The organism is Sulfolobales archaeon (assembly GCA_038897115.1).
In the GTDB taxonomy this organism is placed as follows: domain Archaea; phylum Thermoproteota; class Thermoprotei_A; order Sulfolobales; family AG1; genus AG1.
On record JAWAXC010000001.1, the window covers coordinates 76,714 to 94,852 of the forward strand.

The 18,139-nt window shown below is 44.2% G+C and carries 13 protein-coding genes; 8 read left to right on the forward strand and 5 right to left on the reverse strand.

Features of this window, described 5'->3' with window-relative positions; genetic code table 11:
• The first annotated feature begins 58 nt into the window (after nt 1–58).
• The 4 genes from QXE01_00390 to QXE01_00405 all read left to right on the forward strand — a co-directional run bounded on the left by QXE01_00390 (nt 59) and on the right by QXE01_00405 (nt 5,151).
• Nucleotides 59–2,275: an elongation factor EF-2 gene (locus tag QXE01_00390; GenBank protein ID MEM4969690.1), complete on the forward strand. Its 2,217-nt coding sequence runs from the start codon at nt 59–61 to the stop codon at nt 2,273–2,275.
• Between the two features lie 118 nt (nt 2,276–2,393).
• On the forward strand, nt 2,394–3,104 hold the full coding sequence (locus tag QXE01_00395) for a nucleotidyltransferase domain-containing protein (GenBank protein MEM4969691.1): 711 nt from the start codon (nt 2,394–2,396) through the stop codon (nt 3,102–3,104).
• A gap of 411 nt (nt 3,105–3,515) precedes the next feature.
• A complete protein-coding gene (locus QXE01_00400) occupies nt 3,516–4,424 on the forward strand; it encodes an ABC transporter ATP-binding protein (GenBank protein ID MEM4969692.1) in 909 nt (302 codons plus the stop codon).
• On the forward strand, nt 4,402–5,151 hold the full coding sequence (locus QXE01_00405; GenBank protein ID MEM4969693.1) for an ABC transporter permease: 750 nt from the start codon (nt 4,402–4,404) through the stop codon (nt 5,149–5,151). Before QXE01_00400 ends, QXE01_00405 begins: the two co-directional genes overlap by 23 nt.
• Here the strand turns inward: QXE01_00405 and QXE01_00410 are convergent.
• Entirely contained in the window at nt 5,137–6,423 is a 1,287-nt protein-coding gene (locus QXE01_00410; GenBank protein ID MEM4969694.1) for an N-6 DNA methylase, read from the reverse strand. The genes QXE01_00405 and QXE01_00410 overlap by 15 nt on opposite strands.
• Before the next feature lie 1,616 nt (nt 6,424–8,039).
• On the opposite strand from QXE01_00410, the gene QXE01_00415 reads away from it, so the two are divergent.
• Complete coding sequence (locus tag QXE01_00415) at nt 8,040–8,489, forward strand: hypothetical protein (GenBank protein ID MEM4969695.1); 450 nt, start codon at nt 8,040–8,042, stop codon at nt 8,487–8,489.
• A gap of 22 nt (nt 8,490–8,511) precedes the next feature.
• Here QXE01_00415 and QXE01_00420 read toward each other — a convergent pair whose 3' ends face one another.
• Nucleotides 8,512–8,901: a hypothetical protein gene (locus QXE01_00420; GenBank protein ID MEM4969696.1), complete on the reverse strand. Its 390-nt coding sequence runs from the start codon at nt 8,899–8,901 to the stop codon at nt 8,512–8,514.
• Nucleotides 8,902–8,980: 79 nt separating this feature from the next.
• Between QXE01_00420 and QXE01_00425 the strand changes: the two genes are divergently transcribed.
• The 3 genes from QXE01_00425 (at nt 8,981) to QXE01_00435 (ending at nt 14,643) form a co-directional block, all read left to right on the forward strand.
• Nucleotides 8,981–9,724, forward strand: coding sequence for a hypothetical protein (locus tag QXE01_00425; protein ID MEM4969697.1), 744 nt, complete (start codon nt 8,981–8,983; stop codon nt 9,722–9,724).
• 314 nt (nt 9,725–10,038) lie between these two features.
• Nucleotides 10,039–11,673, forward strand: coding sequence for a glycoside hydrolase family 99-like domain-containing protein (locus QXE01_00430; GenBank protein MEM4969698.1), 1,635 nt, complete (start codon nt 10,039–10,041; stop codon nt 11,671–11,673).
• Nucleotides 11,674–12,288: 615 nt separating this feature from the next.
• Complete coding sequence (locus QXE01_00435; GenBank protein MEM4969699.1) at nt 12,289–14,643, forward strand: endo-1,3-alpha-glucanase family glycosylhydrolase; 2,355 nt, start codon at nt 12,289–12,291, stop codon at nt 14,641–14,643.
• 365 nt (nt 14,644–15,008) lie between these two features.
• On the opposite strand, the gene QXE01_00440 is transcribed toward QXE01_00435, so the two are convergent.
• The 3 genes from QXE01_00440 to QXE01_00450 all read right to left on the reverse strand — a co-directional run.
• Nucleotides 15,009–15,932 carry an ABC transporter permease gene (locus QXE01_00440; protein ID MEM4969700.1) on the reverse strand — a complete coding sequence of 308 codons (924 nt, stop codon included), beginning with the start codon at nt 15,930–15,932 and terminating at the stop codon, nt 15,009–15,011.
• A 2-nt stretch (nt 15,933–15,934) separates the two neighbouring features.
• Nucleotides 15,935–16,939 (reverse strand): ABC transporter permease, encoded by a 1,005-nt coding sequence (locus tag QXE01_00445; GenBank protein MEM4969701.1) that lies wholly within the window; start codon nt 16,937–16,939, stop codon nt 15,935–15,937.
• Between the two features lie 5 nt (nt 16,940–16,944).
• Nucleotides 16,945–18,139, reverse strand: a 1,195-nt coding sequence (locus tag QXE01_00450) for an ATP-binding cassette domain-containing protein (protein ID MEM4969702.1), incomplete at its 5' end; no start/stop codon positions are given.

Sequence of the window (18,139 nt, forward strand, 5' to 3'; positions counted from 1 at the left end):
CGTGGCGAAGCGTTAATCCTATATAGTTTCTATACCCATATAACATGGTAGGGAGAAGTTGCCCAGATACAAGACGGTCGAGCAGATCCTCAAAATAGTTGGTAACCCTGAACAGGTTAGGAACATAGGTATTATAGCCCATGTGGATCATGGAAAGACAACCCTCACAGACACGCTTCTAGCTGCTGCAGGGATAATCTCTGAGAAGCTAGCCGGAGAGGTCTTGGCGCTGGACTATCTAACTGTTGAGCAGCAGAGGGGCATAACTGTTAAGGCTGCAAACATAAGCCTCTACTTCGAATTCGAGGGCAAGCCCTACGTGATCAACCTCATCGATACCCCAGGGCATGTGGATTTCAGTGGAAAGGTCTCTAGAAGCCTGAGGGTTCTGGATGGAGCGATAGTTGTTGTCGACGCTGTAGAGGGAGTTATGACCCAGACCGAGACTGTGTTGAGGCAGGCCCTCGAGGAGAGGGTGAGACCCCTTCTATTTATAAATAAAATAGATAGGCTGATCAGAGAGCTTAGGATGAGCCCTCAGGAGATACAGAATAGATTCGTCCAGATCATCAGGGAGATAAACAATCTCATAGAGACATATGCGGAGCCTGAGTTCAAGCAGGCTTGGAAGCTAGACCCTGTTAAGGGGCATGTGGCCTTCGGAGCTGCGAGGGATAAGATAGGCCTTACAATTCCATATAGCCAGAGGAAGGGAGTTAAGATACCTGATCTCATAGCTGCTTATGAGAGTGGTAAGAGGGAGAATGTAGAGGCTCTGCAGAAGAAGATACCGATCCACGAGGCTATATTGGAGATGGTTATAAAACATGTGCCGAACCCGAGGGAGGCGCAGAAATATAGGATACCAAAGATCTGGAAGGGGCCTCTAGACTCGGAGATCGGTAGAGCAATGCTCGAGGCAGACCCCAATGGACCAACTGTATTCCTTATAAACGATATGAGGCACGACCCCCACGCTGGCTTCGTAGCAACTGGTAGGATACTCTCGGGTGTGTTGGATGAGGGTAGGGAGTTATATCTAGTCAACTCAAAGATCTCTCAGAGGGCTCTCCAGGTAGGCATATATATGGGGCCCTTCAGGGAGCAGGTGGGGAGGCTACCGGCTGGCAATATAGCTGCTGTGCTTGGCCTTGATAGGGCTAGGTCTGGAGAGACTGTTGTAGATCCTAGGTTCAAGGATATGATGGTTCCATTCGAGAAGATCTCATATATATCGGAGCCAGTGGTGACCATAGCCCTCGAGCCTAAGAACCCCGCTGAGCTCACCAAGATGATCGAGGCTCTGAAGAAGCTAACAATAGAGGATCCCAACCTAGTGCTCCGCATCAACGAAGAGACAGGTGAGTACCTCCTATCCGGGATGGGGCATGTGCATCTAGAGGTTGCTCTAACCCTCCTCAAGGAGAACTACGGTATTGAGGTGAAGACATCACAGCCCCTGATAGTCTATAGAGAGAGTATAAGGGGTAAGAGCCAGATTCTGGAAGGCAAGTCTCCTAACAAGCATAACAAGCTATATATAAGCGTTGAGCCTCTGAACGAGGAGACGATAGCCCTCATAGCTTCTGGTGATGTGACAGAAGATCAGGATCCGCGTGAGAGGGCAAGGATCCTGAGGGATAAGGCGTCCTGGGACTATGACGAGGCTAGGAGGATATGGGCTATAGATGAGAATATAAATGTATTCGTTGATATGACAAGCGGTGTCCAGCACCTAAGAGAGGTTAGGGACACGATTATACAGGGATTCAGACTAGCCATGAGGGAGGGGCCACTTGCTAGGGAGCCTGTCAGGGGTGTGAAGGTAATACTGCATGACGCTGTGATCCACGAGGACCCGGCTCACAGAGGCCCTGCACAGCTCTACCCAGCTACTAGGAACCCGATATACGCTGGGATGCTCATGTCAAAGCCAACCCTTCTAGAGCCTATACAGAAGCTAGATATAAAGATCCCAGCAGACTATATAGGTGATGTAACAGGCGTTATAAGCAAGAAGAGGGGGAGGATATTGAATGTTCTAGAGCTATATGGTAACTGGGTTAGAATCATATCAGAGATACCTATAGCAGAGAGCATAGATCTCGCAGCACTTCTTAGAAGCGTGACCTCCGGCAGAGCACTCTGGGGTACAGAGTTCAGCAGATGGGCCCCAGTACCTGATAACATGTTACCAGAGCTCGTTCGCAGGATAAGGGAGAGGAAGGGGCTGAAGCCAGAGCCTCCAAAGCCTGAGGAGTTCCTCGGCCCATAGCGTTTTCCCTCTTATGATGCTTTTAATTACTCCTTAATTAGTTTGTCTTTTGAGGGAGATTTTGGGATATATGACTTGCTATATCTTACTATGGCAAGTATTTCTATAGGTGTTATAAATGAGTGTATCGGGTAGAGATCTTAGGGAATGGCTGACGAGGATATGTAATAGGCTTCTTGAGTATGATCCTGAGATAGTTGAGGTCATCCAGTTCGGTTCTTCTGTTTATGCTTCTGAGCATGCTAGAGATGTTGATCTGCTTGTTATTACTAAAAATCCTAAAGACTATGAGGTTTATCTAGACGCTGTTGAGGAGGTATCACCACCATTTAATGTAGATATATTTGTTATTGAGGTTGGCAGGAAGCTTAGAGATGATTTTATAAGAGGAGTCCTGGGGGCGTTCAACATACTCTACGGCGATGGGAAACACCTGCTAGAGTATGCCAGGATGCTTGGAGATCCAACATTTGATGAAGCCAAGGCAACGCTGAGAGTAGCTAAGAGAATATTTAATCTCGCTAAAGAGACTTCAGAGACTCTAGATAGAGACAGGTTATTCAGAGAAGCATTCGATTCATTATTCCATGCCGCGAGAATAGCCGTGATGACCTATCTATCGACAGAGGTCTCTAGATGGGGATTGCTAAGGAGAATGCTTCCAGAACCATATAACAAGCAATTCAAAGAACTCATAGATATTCTACATATAAAATACTTCTATCATGGAGAATATCCTAGAGAAGACGTAGAAGAGGAGTTTAATAAATGGTTTAACGAGGTCGAGAGATTTGTAGAAGCTTTAGAGAAAGAGACAAAGAATAAATAGCTATATCTCTTCAATAAGACAAAAGGAGATAAGAGCTTATGTAGCGTTGAGACAGATCCTACGGATCAGCCCTGGATCTCCCAGAGATACCGTGGATCCTAGGGATGTTACGAAGAGAATAAAGTATAGAGTGTTGGGTAGCAAAGCCTTTCTATATCTGGAGTGTCTCTAGCTCTCCCCCCAATAATATAATATTGTGCCATAACTTGCTGTGGATTGCTGAGAAGTATCAATGCTAATGCTGCTATAACAACTCCCCAAAGAAAGTATCTAATATCGGTATTGTGGTATAACCATATATGGGCCTTATGCCCATAAATATAGATACATAGCTATCTATCTAGAATCCTGGGCTTAATATTCTCCCACACCTCTATCTCTATGGTGCATCAAAGATTAGAGGGCCTTGGCATGGGATGCATATCTTCTAGGGATCTCTGGAAGATATTTGGGAATAGGGTTGAGGCTTTGAAAGGGGTATCCGTTGACATACCATGTGGAAAGATCACGGCTTTGGTTGGGAGTAATGGGGCTGGGAAGACAACGTTCATAAGGATCGCATCGGGTGTTTTAAAACCTACATCTGGTTATATAGAGGTTCTCGGGGTAGATGTTGCTAGAGAGCCTGAGCGTGTGAGGAGTAGGGTGGCTCTTATGCCCCAGGGTAGCCTTCCCCCGGGGTTTTCAACGCCTCTCCAGTTTATATCAACCTATCTAGCCTATAGAGGGCTATCTAGGTCAGAGGCTATGTCGAGGGCTAGGGAGATATTGTCTGAGCTTGGGTTGGAGAGATATGCTAATACAAAGTGTAATGAGCTGTCCATGGGAACCCAGCAGAGGGTTGTAGCTGCAGCAGCTATAGCCTCTAAAGCTGAGCTGGTCTTTCTCGACGAGCCCACATCCGGCTTGGATCCGATAGCCAGGAGGGGTTTCTGGAGCAGCATGCTAGGGATAAAGGAGGAGGGGTCTACGATTGTTATGACAAGCCATAATCCAGATGAGGTGGAGGCTATAGCGGACTATGTAGTTGCGATGGTCTCTGGAAGGGTTGTTGCTCAGGGGCCTCTGAAGAGTGTTGTAGAGGGGATCGGCTTCTCAAGGGTTGTGGAGGTCTATGGCGATGGTGTTAGGATAGATGGTGATAGGGTGGTGAGGATCAGAGGTATAACTGTTACCTATTACAGGGATGAGGCTGATGCTGAGAGGGCTCTAAGATCTATACTCAGATCTGGTTTAAGGGCTAGGGTTAGGTCTGTGGGTGTTGCTGATATATTGATACTCAATGGAGGGGATCTATATGGGGTTTATGAGGAGCCTTAGATCTATGGTATACCTGGCGATATTCAATGGATATATACCGATGAGGAACAACCCGCTCTGGGTTATATCATCCTTCCTATCCCCCTTCTCCTTCTTCTTCCTCATCCTAGTGATAGGGAGGTATGAGGCTATAAACTACGCCCTAATAGGAGGTGTTGTGCTCTCCATGGCATCCTCAACATTTGGTCTTCTCGGTGATATAATTTGGTATAGATCTAGTCTAAAGCTTCAGGAGATGTTCCTAGCAACCCCAACGCCTTACTGGTCATATATACTTGGGCTGGCATTATCAGCATATATCTGGGGCAGCCCCTCGATAGCAGGTTTCCTCCTACTCCTCTACCTCTACGGCCTCATAAGGGATGTTCTAGGGCTACTATATATATTGATACTAACAGCGTCTCTATGGATCACAGTATCCTTCATAGTATTTCTCCTATCAACCTATATAAAGACGGAGAGGCTTGTATGGCCATTAGCAAGTATATTGGGTCTTGGCCTCTCAGTATTCCCACCGGTATATTATCCAATAACTCTTCTCCCAGAGTGGGTTAGATGGATAGCTATCCTACCCCCCACCGCGTCTGCGAGTCTCCTGCTCCAGGTATACTCAGGTGTTCTAGATATTGAGAGCATATATATCTATACAGCTGTTGCGAATCTCTCTGCACAGATGGTTATATCTATTCTAGCCTTTTCTATGAGGATAAGATCAACATCTAGGTAGATCTAAACCCCTTTTAAGAATAGCTAGGGATGCGTGGATCCCGTGGCCGAAGATGTCTCCAAGATATAGGATCTCTCCAGAAGCCCTCCATCTCATGATAATCGCTAGGGTGAGGAGCTTGCCAGCCCCATGGGGCGATGGAGAACCGCTATAAGATTGATTGGCTGGGAGTAGAATTCCTACAACCCCTCCCTTACCAACGAGTCTGAGGGAGAGGTCTAGAAACACAGCTGAGAGATCCCCTTTCCAAGATGCTTTAGAGAGACCCGGTATTTTCTCGCTACATGTTCTGATAATGCTATTCCTAACATATCTCCTAACACGCATACCCCACGGGGTTTTCGGAAGCTCGTTGAGTTCCAGCCATGGGGGGTTTGTCACAACCACATCTGCCTTGATACTATCCCTGCCCAGATCCTCTTTGATCTTTTGATCTTCGTTAGAAAGCAGATTACTCCGATCGTTATAGCGATTCAGATCCGTTGAATGCATTGTAAGGGCATCTATGAAATCCCCGCGGAAGATCCTCGGCGGTTCTCTGGGATCCAGCCCGGTTAATGCTTTAAAAGCAACTAGCATCCTAGCCCTCGAGATGATGACAGCCATGGGGTTTATATCTAACCCCCATATGCTTTGAAAGGCCTTTATAGGGTCTTCACCTGTGAGCATTTTAGCCCTCAAAGCATGGGCGAGGAAGACACCAGATCCGCATGCCGGGTCAGCGATGATCCTGCCAGCTAGGCCTCCGCTATAGATGCTTGCCCTCTCAATAGCTATCCTGGCTACCCATGGGGGTGTGTAGTATTCTCCCATGTAGTATCTATTATCCCTGCCAACAAGCCTGCTATATAATTTGTCAAAGATGTTTCCAAAGGCTATATCGGCGGCGCTAGCCATCATAACCTCCTGGGCAAGATCCTTGCAGATCCTTGTGAAGAGATCATCACCCACTCCACCAGATCTCCACCATAATAATAGGGGATCTACTAGAACCCCATATCTCTCAAGCCCATAGCCATAGCACATAGCATCTATATCCTTATCCCCCGCTACATGCATACCCACAACAATGTTTACCAGGATCTGTAGGGCTGTATGTGCAGACGCGATTCTCAATAACTCTTCCCTAGATGATCTAGGATATAGCTGGTGTAGAAGCACTATATAAGTCTCAACCTCTTGGAACCCTCCACCCATGGCTTCGATGATCAAGTCTAGATATCTACTTATAACACCATAGATCCTTTCAACCCTCTTAGAACACTCTCTCACTAGTTCGCCCAATTTGATTTATTATGGCTATTTTTGTCTTTTTTATGTATAGCGCGTCATAAATGGATAGCCCGTTGTGTAGCGATATCTCTAGAGCCATCAGCGAACCAAAATCCATTTAAGATAGAGATAAGAGAACTATCTGTGATAAGCAGAGAATTCAGCGCAAACAAAGGTAATCGTAATATAAGATTAGCATCTACTGATAGTGTTAACCGCAAAATCTACAAGTTTCCGAAGAAAAACTGTTGCAACACACCAGCATCATGGCAATGAAATACGGCTTCAAAGTCTACCTAGCGAACCCGGCTAACACATCGAAGTTGGGAGCAGAGATAGGAAGAAAACTAGGGCTAGATAAACACACAGCATCAGCATATATAGTAGCACTCAAATATATAAGAGTAGCGGATAGCGTTTCCCCTCTCAGGTATTTGTGAAAGGGGCTAGCCTTCGGTGTAGGATCACCAGCTTCACCAACACCCCATGAGGCTCTGTCGAGGGGAACGCCATACCCCCTCCCATCTATTGTATGTTTTCCGCTGCCCCTCAACGCATCGCGAATCACTGGGGCAGCCCTCTGTCTCAACTAAGTAATTAGAGTGACTAGAGGTATCTAAATTTATCGCTAAGTCCGAAACAGCCTAAGAAAATCGCTTTATAACCAAAAGTATCGCCAAGAAGCTGTAACAACCAAGGAAATCTAAAAACCATTACTAAGCTAACAGTCCTGGACATAGCCAGGATCGATGATGAGGATCCATAGAGAACTGTGATCCACCTCCCTTAACAACACCCTTTCTAGCAACTATGTTTCTAACCTCTCCTCACGATCAACAAACCCGCCGAGATATGTCTCATAGTTATGCATTCTAGAAATGAACTATGTCCCTATCCTCCCTCTTGATCCTCTCCTCTGCTGCTACACATATACCCAGATATAAATAACTTAAAAGAGTAAGGAGAGCTATAGCTCTATCTCCTCAGCACCTTCAAGACCATAGCAAAAACCTCTCATTTAATGCTTCTTAGTGCTTCCTCTGCTGTTTTTATCTATGTGTATGCTAGTATGTAGTCTAGCTTCTTATGCCTTTGGCTGCGGTTTTTGGTTTTATGTTGGTTTATGTTTGTTGATAGCGTTCTTGGGTGGTGCTTATGATCTTTTCTGCTATAAATGGGTATTGAGGCTGACACTATGAACTCTATGAGCAATGCGAGGGGAGGAGGTCAGCCGATGAGGCTCTCCATGCCGCCTACGGGAGCTAGCCTCCCCTCGGGGACATGGAGAGCCAGATAGGGGGTAGGAGGGCGAGCGGTGACATATATCAACTGCGATGAAGACCTGACCCCTCTCATATTCATCCCTCCTCTTCCTAACTCTCACATAGACCTCATTCACCCTCTGATCAGCGAACTTTATAGCTGCATCTACAGCCTCGGATACCCTAGAGCCATTCCTAAGCTGGATCAGCAACACACAGGCATAACAATAAGAGGCGAAAGCCCTCCTGCTAAGATGCTCCCTGATCTTAGTTTCCAGTTGTTTCTATTAAGCATGCTAAGGCTAGACAAGGATATATTTATATACTGTTAAGGCGATTATCTCTTGATGGTTGATGGCTGAGCATATAGCTTCTATAGGTGTTGATGTTATAGCATCTATTCTTACAGAATATGCTAGGAGAATTGTTGATAAGGCTGTCAGGGGTGAGAAGCTGAGCGACTGGGAGGTAGGCTTCCTACTTATGGAGGCTACTAGAAGGACTTTGGAGGCTAGAATGTCCAGTCTTGAGGAGAGCTTAAAAGCGAGGATGGAGGCGTTGGAGAAGAGTCTCTCAGCTAGAATGGATTCCATTGAGAAGAAGATGGAATCTATTGAGAAGAGAATGGATATGCTTGAGAAAAACCTAACCATGAGGATCGAGCTTCTTGAGAAGAGGGTTGAAGCCCTTGAGAAAAGGGTTGAGGGTTTAGAGGCTGATATGAAGCAGCTAAGAACAAGCATGGATAGCCTGAGGGATCTGATAATAAACAGGCTTGTAGAGGCACTAGCTAGAAAGAGCTAGAGGATCATCTATGGGTTTTGATTCAACTCTTCTTCCCACCGTATAGCCTCTCCATATACTCCTTCATCATCTTTATAATATCAGTCTTTATCGATGACACCTCGTTATATACGAGCTCCACCCTTCTCTCGAGGGAGTCGAGTCTCTTATCAACACTCTTCTCAAGTGATTCAAGCCTCTTATCGACATAGTCCTTGAGATCGTTGATCCTCTTATCAACATATTCTTTAAGATCATCGAATCTCTTATCAATAGCCTCAAACCTCTTCTCGTTAGATCTCATGATGATGTCTAGATATAGTATAACTATCTCTTGATCAGATAGCTTCTTACCCTGGGCAACCTTCTTGGCAATTCTATTCACAGCCTCATCAAGAACCCTTGAAAGCATAGCCTCAGCAACAATACTCAACAATACTACCAAGATAGATTATCGAGGAGAATTAATATATATAGCTCTTCCAACCTGTGGGTGGCTTGCCTTGAGGATCATGGTTATCTGCGATCTACACTATGATAGGAGGGTCTTTAGGGGTTTTGATGAGGGTAGGGCTTGGGAGTGGCTCTTATCTATTGTTGATTATCATAGTCCTGAATATCTCCTCTCATGCGGTGACTGGGGTACTGCTGTTAATGTTGGTGAGTTCTACATGCTGTTGAGAAAAGTGATTGTCCTAACTATCTATGGTAATCACGAGAATATGGAGGTTCTCTCAAAGCTATATAATATTAGATCCGATGAATATCTACCAGTGCTTATGGATGATGGCAGGATATATGATATAGGAGGTCTCCGTGTCACAGGCATAAACGGGATCATATCAACTGGTCGCAGGCAGAGAAAAGGGGTTCCTAGGAGGAAACCCGAGGAGTTCCTGGAAATAGCTAGGAGGCTTGCAGGTGATATAGTAGATATCCTTTTAATCCACGAGACGCCTTATCTGCCAAACCTATTCCCATTCATGGTGGAGGGTATAGGGTCTAGAACAGCTTTAGAAGCAATAAAGATCATAAGACCGATGCTAGTGATTAATGGGCATATGCACTCGGGAGGGTTTAAAACCCATAAACTCCCATGGGGATCTAGATATATATACATAGACAGCAGCCAGCAGAATAGACACTACATAATAATAAACAAGATGGAGATAGAGATATGGAGAGACCTAGAAAAGCTAGAAACAACAAAGCCACAGAGAACAACATCCAGCCAGGTCGAGACAAAAACCGTGTAGACTGTTTCTGATCTAACGATATATTTAAAAATATCTTTAACCACTCATGGTTACTTGGTTGATACATAGAGCTGCCCCAGTGATTAGCACCGCGCTAAGGGGTAGCAGGCAATACATTAGGTGGGAGGCCTATGACATTACCCTTGACAAAGCCCCATGGGATGTAAGCAAAGCTGATAATCCTACACCAAGGGCTAGCCCCAATCACAAATACTGTGGGAGGGGAAACGCTCTGCCTTCTGGGGGATATGTTTCCTGCTTTTCACCAGTTTTTTTATTATAAATATTTTTGTTTATTAGTATTTGGTGTTTCTATGGTTCAAAGGGCTGGTGTTTTTGCTGTGCTTCTTATTATTGGTTTTGTTTTTGCTGGTTTTGCTGGGTATTATCTTGGTTTCTCTGGATCCTCTGTGGGGAGGGTTGCGACTACTGTTGTTTCTGGGGTTGTCTATTCTGTTTCTGTTTTCTCAACTATTACCTATGCCTCTACCCTTACATATTCTGTTGAGATCCCTGTTGTTAGGAGGGAGACTGTTACTTCGACTGTGTCGTGGGTTTCGACTGCTACTGTTACGAACACTGTTACGAATGTTCTCGAGCCCTGGCGTTATGATAGATCGCCTCCTGTGGTTAGGGGTTTTGGCTGGGATGCCTCTAGGGTTATCAATGATAAGATCTATGATATTGGGGTTTGGTTTAGCGTTTTCGATGATAGATCGCCGATAGCTTATGTTGAGCTAAGGTTTATCCCCGAGAGATACTATTACTTCATAACAGGCTATGGGATGAGGCCTGAGGACTATGACAGGGTATTCCCACCTGAGAATGAGAGAACATATATTCTGAAGCCTGTCGACGGGGGGTTCGATGAGTTGGAGGAGGATTTCGAGGTGGAGATCAGGGATATAGTGGGTGGTAGAGAATATAGAATAATAGTGATTGCCAGGGATCTAGCTGGGAATGTGGGGGTATTTGAAACAAAAACACCATATATAAGGCAGTATGAGAATGTTGCAAAACTAGATAATATATTGGTTATAGTTCACTATTATCCATGGTACTCTACTTCTAGACATTGGAATGAAGGTTATAAGGGAAATCCGCTTTTAGGTAATTATGACTCTCAAGATCCTATAGTAATAAGTAAACATATAGATTGGGCAACTGGTCATGGTATCGACGCGTTTCTTATAAGTTGGTGGGGTCCTTACTCTTTTGAAGACTTAACTTTAAGAAAAATTCTCGAAAATCCTCTAGCTGATAATATTAGAATTGGTATACTTTACGAATCTTTAGGAAGACTAAAAGTATTAAGAAATGAGAAAGATGAAATATACATAGATATGAATGATCCAGATAATGTGAACATCTTATTAAGCGATTTAAAATATTTAGCGAAAAACTATTTTAACTCCCCTAATTATCTTTATATAAAAGAATCCCCTGTTATAGAACTATACTTGGCGCGGATATATAAAGGAGATATAGAAAATGTTATTAGTATATTGCGTAAAGAAATGAAATTATATTTATTAGCTGACTTAGTTTATTGGCAGAATCCTTCTTCCGAGAAAGATAGAATTAAAGTATTTGATGGGATAACTTCTTATAACATGCATACAAACGTACCAGAAATTCTAAAGAACTTTGAATATAATTTAGATAAAAAATATAAAGAATGGTCTACAGTAGCAGAGGAGTTAAATGTAGATTTCCTACCATCAGTAATTCCCGGTTTTGATGATTCTGCAGTAAGGTCTACAAATTATCCACTTCCAAAAAGTGAAAAAAGGTTTATTGAGCAGTTACAAATAGCAAAAAAATATAATCCTTCAGTGGTTGTAATCACATCTTTCAACGAATGGCATGAATATACTCAGATAGAACCTGATAGAGAAGAATATAAAAAATATTTGGAAGTATTACTAAATTTCATAAGAAGTGGCTAGTATTTCACTTTAAATATAGAAACATTCTCAAAAATGGGAGGAGATATTAATTTTATAAGTTAGAGGAAAACCCTCTATAGCTAATAAAAACGAAACAAACATTATGTTCTCTTATTATAGATAGTATTTCATTTACTTTCCCTTCTCGAGCAATTCCATTATTTTTGATCCCAAAATAAAGATATAGGAAATCATCCTCTAAGGGCATTTTGTTGAACCTATTCATCTTTATATGTTATTATGTCTCTTCCCTCTAGGATCTGAAATAATCGCTTTATTTCATATGTTGTTTAAAATTTAATTAATTGAACAAAGGAATCTTTTATTGAAGTATCATTTTCTAACTATGTAGGGATTTCCATAAACACAGTTATACATATGCAAGAACCTATCTCATGTAACGTGTAATAGTAATTCTTCATCTAGATCTGCATCTTGAGACCGTAATATTTTAATATGGCTAGCCCTCTAATCTATTATGGATGGTTGAATTTGAAGATATTATTTATGAAACCGTGTCTTTCTATCATATTAACTCTCATATTACTCCCTTCGATAGCCCAATCTATACACATATTCCCATCTCAGCCCGAGGATCGCTTAGGAAATACCTCTATGTGGGGCATGGTTTTCGGAGAGGCGAGATATGGTGTTGCGATATTTTATGATCCTAGATATCCGAATAGCTGGCTTTCTCCAGAGGAATCCTTCTTCATCAAAAAATACTTCGTAGACTTGTTTGGACTGTTTAACTTAAGTTTGCAAATAGTTGATGCTGAGGGTCTCAAGACTCTTCTCTCTAGTAGTTGGCGGGGGATCCTAATAATGGCCCATGATATAGCTCCGGATACTGTGTGGAGTGGCGATATAGATTCTTTGTTGATCAAGTGGCTTCTAAATGGAGGGATTCTCGTGTGGACGGGTGACATGGAGCTGTTCTATGTAGGATATTCTAATGGTAGTAAACTTGCTGTAGGCGATAAGACATACCTCCTCTACGGAGAATCATTGGTCACGGCTGTTCCTGCTATAAACTGTACTATTAGCTTTATATCCCGCGATAGCCTTCCAGGCGTTGTAGACACGATCCTGCCTGCTTTCTCGGCAAGACCTATAAGACCTGGATCCTCAGTAGTTAAACCGCTGGGTAGATGCTTAGTAGATGGTAATGAGCTCTATGATCCTGTGATTATTGGTGTGGGCAAGGGACTTGTAGCTAGAGTCTTCATGACAGGTGGTGAGACAAATATAGTGCTTAGGGCGGCTGCTATAGCTGAGATTGTTTTTAACGAGTTGCTGGGCATTAGGGTAAACCTGAGAGAAGCGAGTGCTAACACCAGTTTTCCAAGGATCGTTATAGGTGAGTATCATAACTGGTATTCCAGTATGCCGTCTTGGAATCACTGGAGATGGCCCGGCAGAGATCCCAACCAGGTTATAGATGGAAAGAGGGTCATAGCCTCAGCCCATTATCCCCTAATAGGGCCATACGACTCCAGAGATCCGAGGGTTATTAAGTATCATATAGAAATAAGTAAGTATGCAGGAATAGACGCGTTTGCTATAGACTGGTATGGCCCCGGCTCCTTCGAGGATAGCTCTGTAAACCTATACCTCTCAATAGCTGAGGAAATGGGCTTCAAGATAGCAATTGAATACGAGCCCAAGATCAGAATGGAGTGGGGATACGGATCTCGTAGTGATAGAATAAGGGATGTAATTAACGACCTGAAGTATATCCTATCAAAGTATGCCGGGCATCCGGCTTATCTCAAGGTGAACCATAAGCCTGTTATATTTTATTTCTGGCCCTCTCTACTCACTATAAAGGAGTGGGATTATGTGTTTCAAAGACTACGCGAGGAAGGATACGAGGCTGTGCATATAACCGAGGGTATAGATCCACTGCTACTGACACACTTCACCGGCATCTATGAGTGGGAACCTCTCTGGATAGAGTCAAAAGGTATCACATCATGGGATAGGCTGCGGGAAATATCAAAGATACTCCGGGAATACGCATCACTATATCCAGGCAGAATCTTTCTCGCCGGCGTATGGCCAGGGTTTGATGATGAGGGTGTAAATGGCTGGGGCTTCGGCACTAGGAAGTACCTTGGAGGAGATAGGTTTAATGGAATGATATATGAGAACCAATGGAGGGTTGTCTTAGACGAGAAGCCACATGCGGTAATGATAACAACCTTCAATGATTGGAACGAGGGAACAGAGATAGAGCCCTCCCTCGAGTATGGATTTAGCTTCATGGAAATCACTAGAAAATATGCCTATCGATATAAAGGATCTAGCGAGCCAATTAGTGAAGCAATACGATTAAACATCAATATAGAATCGAGCGATAAGGCTATAAGAATATCGCTGAGCAATAGTGGAGGAGCAGCAGTCTCTCTACGGATTAAAGCAAGATTACCAAGTGGTGTGAACGGTGTTTTTCACGAATATAGCCATCCTACCTCGTCATCTAGCGAAACCCTCTCCATACTCCCCTACCTTGGGAAAGGTGATAGCTATATATTCACACTCACTTTTGATGGCAACATTGCTCAGGACATGCTTATAGTATTTAACATAAGCTACTATACACCGGAAGGGCGATATGGTGAGCTCATATCTTTTCTACAATATAGAACTAAAACGGTGACGCAGATAACTGCTACCACAATAACAGCCACATATATAAGAACGCAAATTATAGAAACCACAGCTACAGAAACACTGATAGTAACATCAATGAGAGCCAGCACAATTACAGAATTCGTTAAGGCAACAGAGACGTTGACCTTAACAGAGACATCAACAGAAACGCGCGATATATATACAACAGTTAAGGAGACAGTGACAATCAAAGAAACCTCTCTTGAGAACATGATATCGATTTTCATTGTTATATTAGCAGTATTGATTATAGCGATACTTATTATAAAGGAACGAAAACATACTAAGCTTTAAAAATAATTATAAATTAAAGAATAATGGTACTCAATATTTGCAGCTAGGAAAGAGGCTTAAAGCGAAGCCTATAGGATAGGCTGGAGATAGATTATCTCTTTAATTTAATACCATATTACTCAGTTTCATCTTTTCCAATAGCTTAACTCTAGCCTGCTTCCGCTGAATCATCTAGATCATAGCTGCAAGGAAGCCCAACATCTTAGGATCTATTCCTATCTATAAATAATTTCGATATAAAGAGGTTGCTTTCAGCTATAATCCCTTTTTATGATGTGTTCTATATTGGGGTTTGTCTTTGGTGTTGCTAGGCTTAGATAGGTTAGATCTAGTTAACAGATCGATCTTTTTATAGGGATCATTGTTTAGCACTCATATTCAGAGGATCCAAGGGATCTAGGGGCTTTTTTGCCTCCGCTAGATATTGCTAGGATTGCTAGTGTGAATATATATGGCATTGATAGTGCCAGCTGGTATGGGATCTCTATGATTCCTGAGGCCTGTAATCTGAGTTGGGCCACCTCTATTAGGCTGAAGATCAATACTGTTGGGAGAAGCCTAGCAGGGCTCCAGCTAGATAGGATCACAAGGGCCACAGCTAGATAGCCCCGCCCGGCTGTCATATTCTCTAAAAAGGAGCCGTAGTATCCGATGCTTAGGAGTGCGCCAGCAGCTCCAGAGGCTATACCCTCTAGGGCTAGGAGGATAGTTCTTACCATAGCTACATTTACGCCTAGCCTACAAGCCCTACTGGGATCCTCACCCGAAGCCTTGATAATAGCCCCTACCAGGCTTCTACCCAGTAAGAGCCAAAAAGCTATTGGAAGGACTAGCGAGATAGGTGTTAGGGGGGTCTGGAACAGGGTATCCCCTGCTATTGGGATGCTCCTTAGAAATGGGGTTGACACATCGATTAGTGTTGACTGTATCTTGGGGGGAGATCCATAGCCTACTATGAGCCTGTATAGATATGATGTGAGCCCTATTGAGACCATGCTGATTGATACCCCAACAACGATCTGATCTAGCCTCATATATACTGCCATGATTGCGAATAGAATAGAAACCAGCGATCCCAATGCTATAGCTGATAGAAGCCCTAGGAGCGGGCTTGATGTATATAGCGTTACAACATATGCTGTGAAAGCCCCTACCAACATGGCTCCCTCCACACCTAGGTTGATCACACCGCTTCTCTGCACCAAAAGCTCTAGAGATGCTATAAGGAGTATTGGTGTTGAGATCGCCAGTAAGCTTCCTATAAAGCCCGATATAGATGGTAGATCCATATTCACCGCCTCATAGCCATTGGTAGAGATGCTATAAGGAGGATCCCCTGGATAATATATGAAGCTCCTGAGGGGATTGAGAGGTTCATCTGAGCCACCTCAACCCCGTTGACGACACCGCCTAGATAGATTGAGAGGGGTAGGATCAGCCTGGGCTCGAGGGAAGCTATAACAGCGACAGGGATAGCTAGATAGCCGTATCCCTGGGATATAGATGGTAGAGCCCTATGATGGATTCCGAGAACCTCTGTAGAGCCGGCAATCCCAGCTAAAAAGCCGCTGAGAAACATGGTAGCCACTATAGCCTTCCCAGCATCTATCCCGAAGTACCTCGCTTTCTCGGCACCTTCTCCAATAACCCTCAGCTTGATCCCCAAGGTGCTTCTGGCAACTAGTATATATGTTGCTGGGGCTATCAAGGCTGGTGAGAGAAGTACAAAGGCATTAACCCTCGTACCTGGGATCAGAGGCTCCACCCACAGATCTCTGCTGAGAGTAGCTGTTTCTGGGAAGAGGGAGGTGGGGCTTCTGAGGGGGCCCTGCAGAAGGTAGCTAGCTAGGTAGAGGGCTAGATAGTTCATCATCAAGGTGCTAAATACCTCGTTAGCACCTCTATATGCTCTGAGAAGGCCTGGGATCGAGGCCCATAGGGCTCCGCAGAGACCTCCAAATATTGTTGAGACTATAACCCCAATTACGCCTAGCCCGCCTAGGTGTAGCCCGATCCATGCTGTTGCAATGGCCCCCAGAAGGATCTGGCCCTCGGAACCTATATTCCATATCCTGGCGAGATAAGCTAGTGAAAGCCCAAAGGATGTTATCAATATAGGTGTAGCCCTTAACATAGCCTCTGAAATCTGAGATGGTGAGAATCCTCCCCAGAATATCCAGTAGAGTGTATCGGCAACACCAACGCCCGAGGCTATGGATAGTACTGATATTGCTAGCAGGGGTGCTAAGACCACTGTTAAAACCCCTATGACAGGGTTAGAGGATTTAGCTAGCATGGGGATCACAGGGGCTCTGGGATAGCCCCTGCCCTTTTAGATGAGCTGGGATCGAGTAGAACCCCGTCTTCAAGGATCAGCCATTTACACCCAATCCTCGAGGGATCCTCAAGCTCGCTTGTAACCACTAGAACCCCTGCGCCCTTAGAGGCTATGCTGCGGATCAGCATGGCAATGGCTTGTGATGATGCTATATCTAGATTCGCTGTGGGCTCCTCAACAACTAGAAGATCTGGGTTCTCCATAGCCTCCCTCCACGCTATAACTCTCCTAGCGTTTCCACCTGAGAGGCTTTTCAGAGGCTTCCATATCGATGGTACATTGGCTTTCGAAGCCTCTATAATCCTACGCGCCCTCAACCCGATCTCCTCTAGATCTAGAAGCGCTGTTCCCCCAGCAACAATCGATCTTAGGGAGATGTTTATAGCAACCGGCATATCAGGTATAGAGGCTCTGGAAACATCGCTTGGTATATATCTGATCCTAGTGCCGGGTTTAACATATATCTTCCCACTCCTCGGCCCTCTAAGCCCGTAGATAGCCTCGCATATCTCCCTAACACCTCTACCATCTATAGATACTACTGCTAGGATCTCTCCACGCCTTAGTTTAAAGCTAGCGTTCCTCAGAACCTCTATACCCCTGTCATCAGATATCGATACTCTATCAACATATAGGATCTCCTCCCCAGGATCTATATCCCCATATGTATCTAGATGATAATATGTCTCTAGCCCCTGTGGAGACATATGCCTTGTCAGAACCTCTATGGTGCTCTTGGCATCTAGATCTCTTTTAATGATCGTTGCCACCCTGGCCCCCCTCCTCAGGATAGTATATCTATCCCCGATCTCGGCTACCTCCCTGATCTTGTGGCTCGTAATTATAAGGGCCTTACCCATATCAACATGCTCTCTGAGGAGTTTCAAGAGCCTCTTAGATGACGCTGTGCTCATCAACGCTGTGGGCTCATCCATAAGAACTGCTAGCCTCCCAGCATTTATCGCTATAGATACCTCGAGAACCTGTTTCTCGGCTGGCGATAGCTTTGAAACCCTAGATCTTGGATCTATCTGGTAGCCTAGATCTCTAGCTGTTCTCATCACCTCCCCACCCAGCTCATCCCCATCGATCCCAGCTGCTCTCGCAACAATCCATATATTCTCCTCAGCTGTGAGCCCCTCAACGAGGGAGGAGCCC

What these genes read in the sequence shown, in the direction of transcription:
- QXE01_00395 (MEM4969691.1), top strand. Translation starts at nt 2,394, where the DNA reads ATGAGTGTATCGGGTAGAGATCTTAGGGAATGGCTGACGAGGATATGT.
- QXE01_00400 (MEM4969692.1), top strand. Translation starts at nt 3,516, where the DNA reads ATGGGATGCATATCTTCTAGGGATCTCTGGAAGATATTTGGGAATAGG.
- QXE01_00405 (MEM4969693.1), top strand. Translation starts at nt 4,402, where the DNA reads ATGGGGTTTATGAGGAGCCTTAGATCTATGGTATACCTGGCGATATTC.
- QXE01_00415 (MEM4969695.1), top strand. Translation starts at nt 8,040, where the DNA reads ATGGCTGAGCATATAGCTTCTATAGGTGTTGATGTTATAGCATCTATT.
- QXE01_00425 (MEM4969697.1), top strand. Translation starts at nt 8,981, where the DNA reads ATGGTTATCTGCGATCTACACTATGATAGGAGGGTCTTTAGGGGTTTT.
- QXE01_00430 (MEM4969698.1), top strand. Translation starts at nt 10,039, where the DNA reads ATGGTTCAAAGGGCTGGTGTTTTTGCTGTGCTTCTTATTATTGGTTTT.
- QXE01_00435 (MEM4969699.1), top strand. Translation starts at nt 12,289, where the DNA reads ATGTGGGGCATGGTTTTCGGAGAGGCGAGATATGGTGTTGCGATATTT.
- QXE01_00440 (MEM4969700.1), bottom strand. Translation starts at nt 15,932, where the DNA reads ATGGATCTACCATCTATATCGGGCTTTATAGGAAGCTTACTGGCGATC.
- QXE01_00445 (MEM4969701.1), bottom strand. Translation starts at nt 16,939, where the DNA reads ATGCTAGCTAAATCCTCTAACCCTGTCATAGGGGTTTTAACAGTGGTC.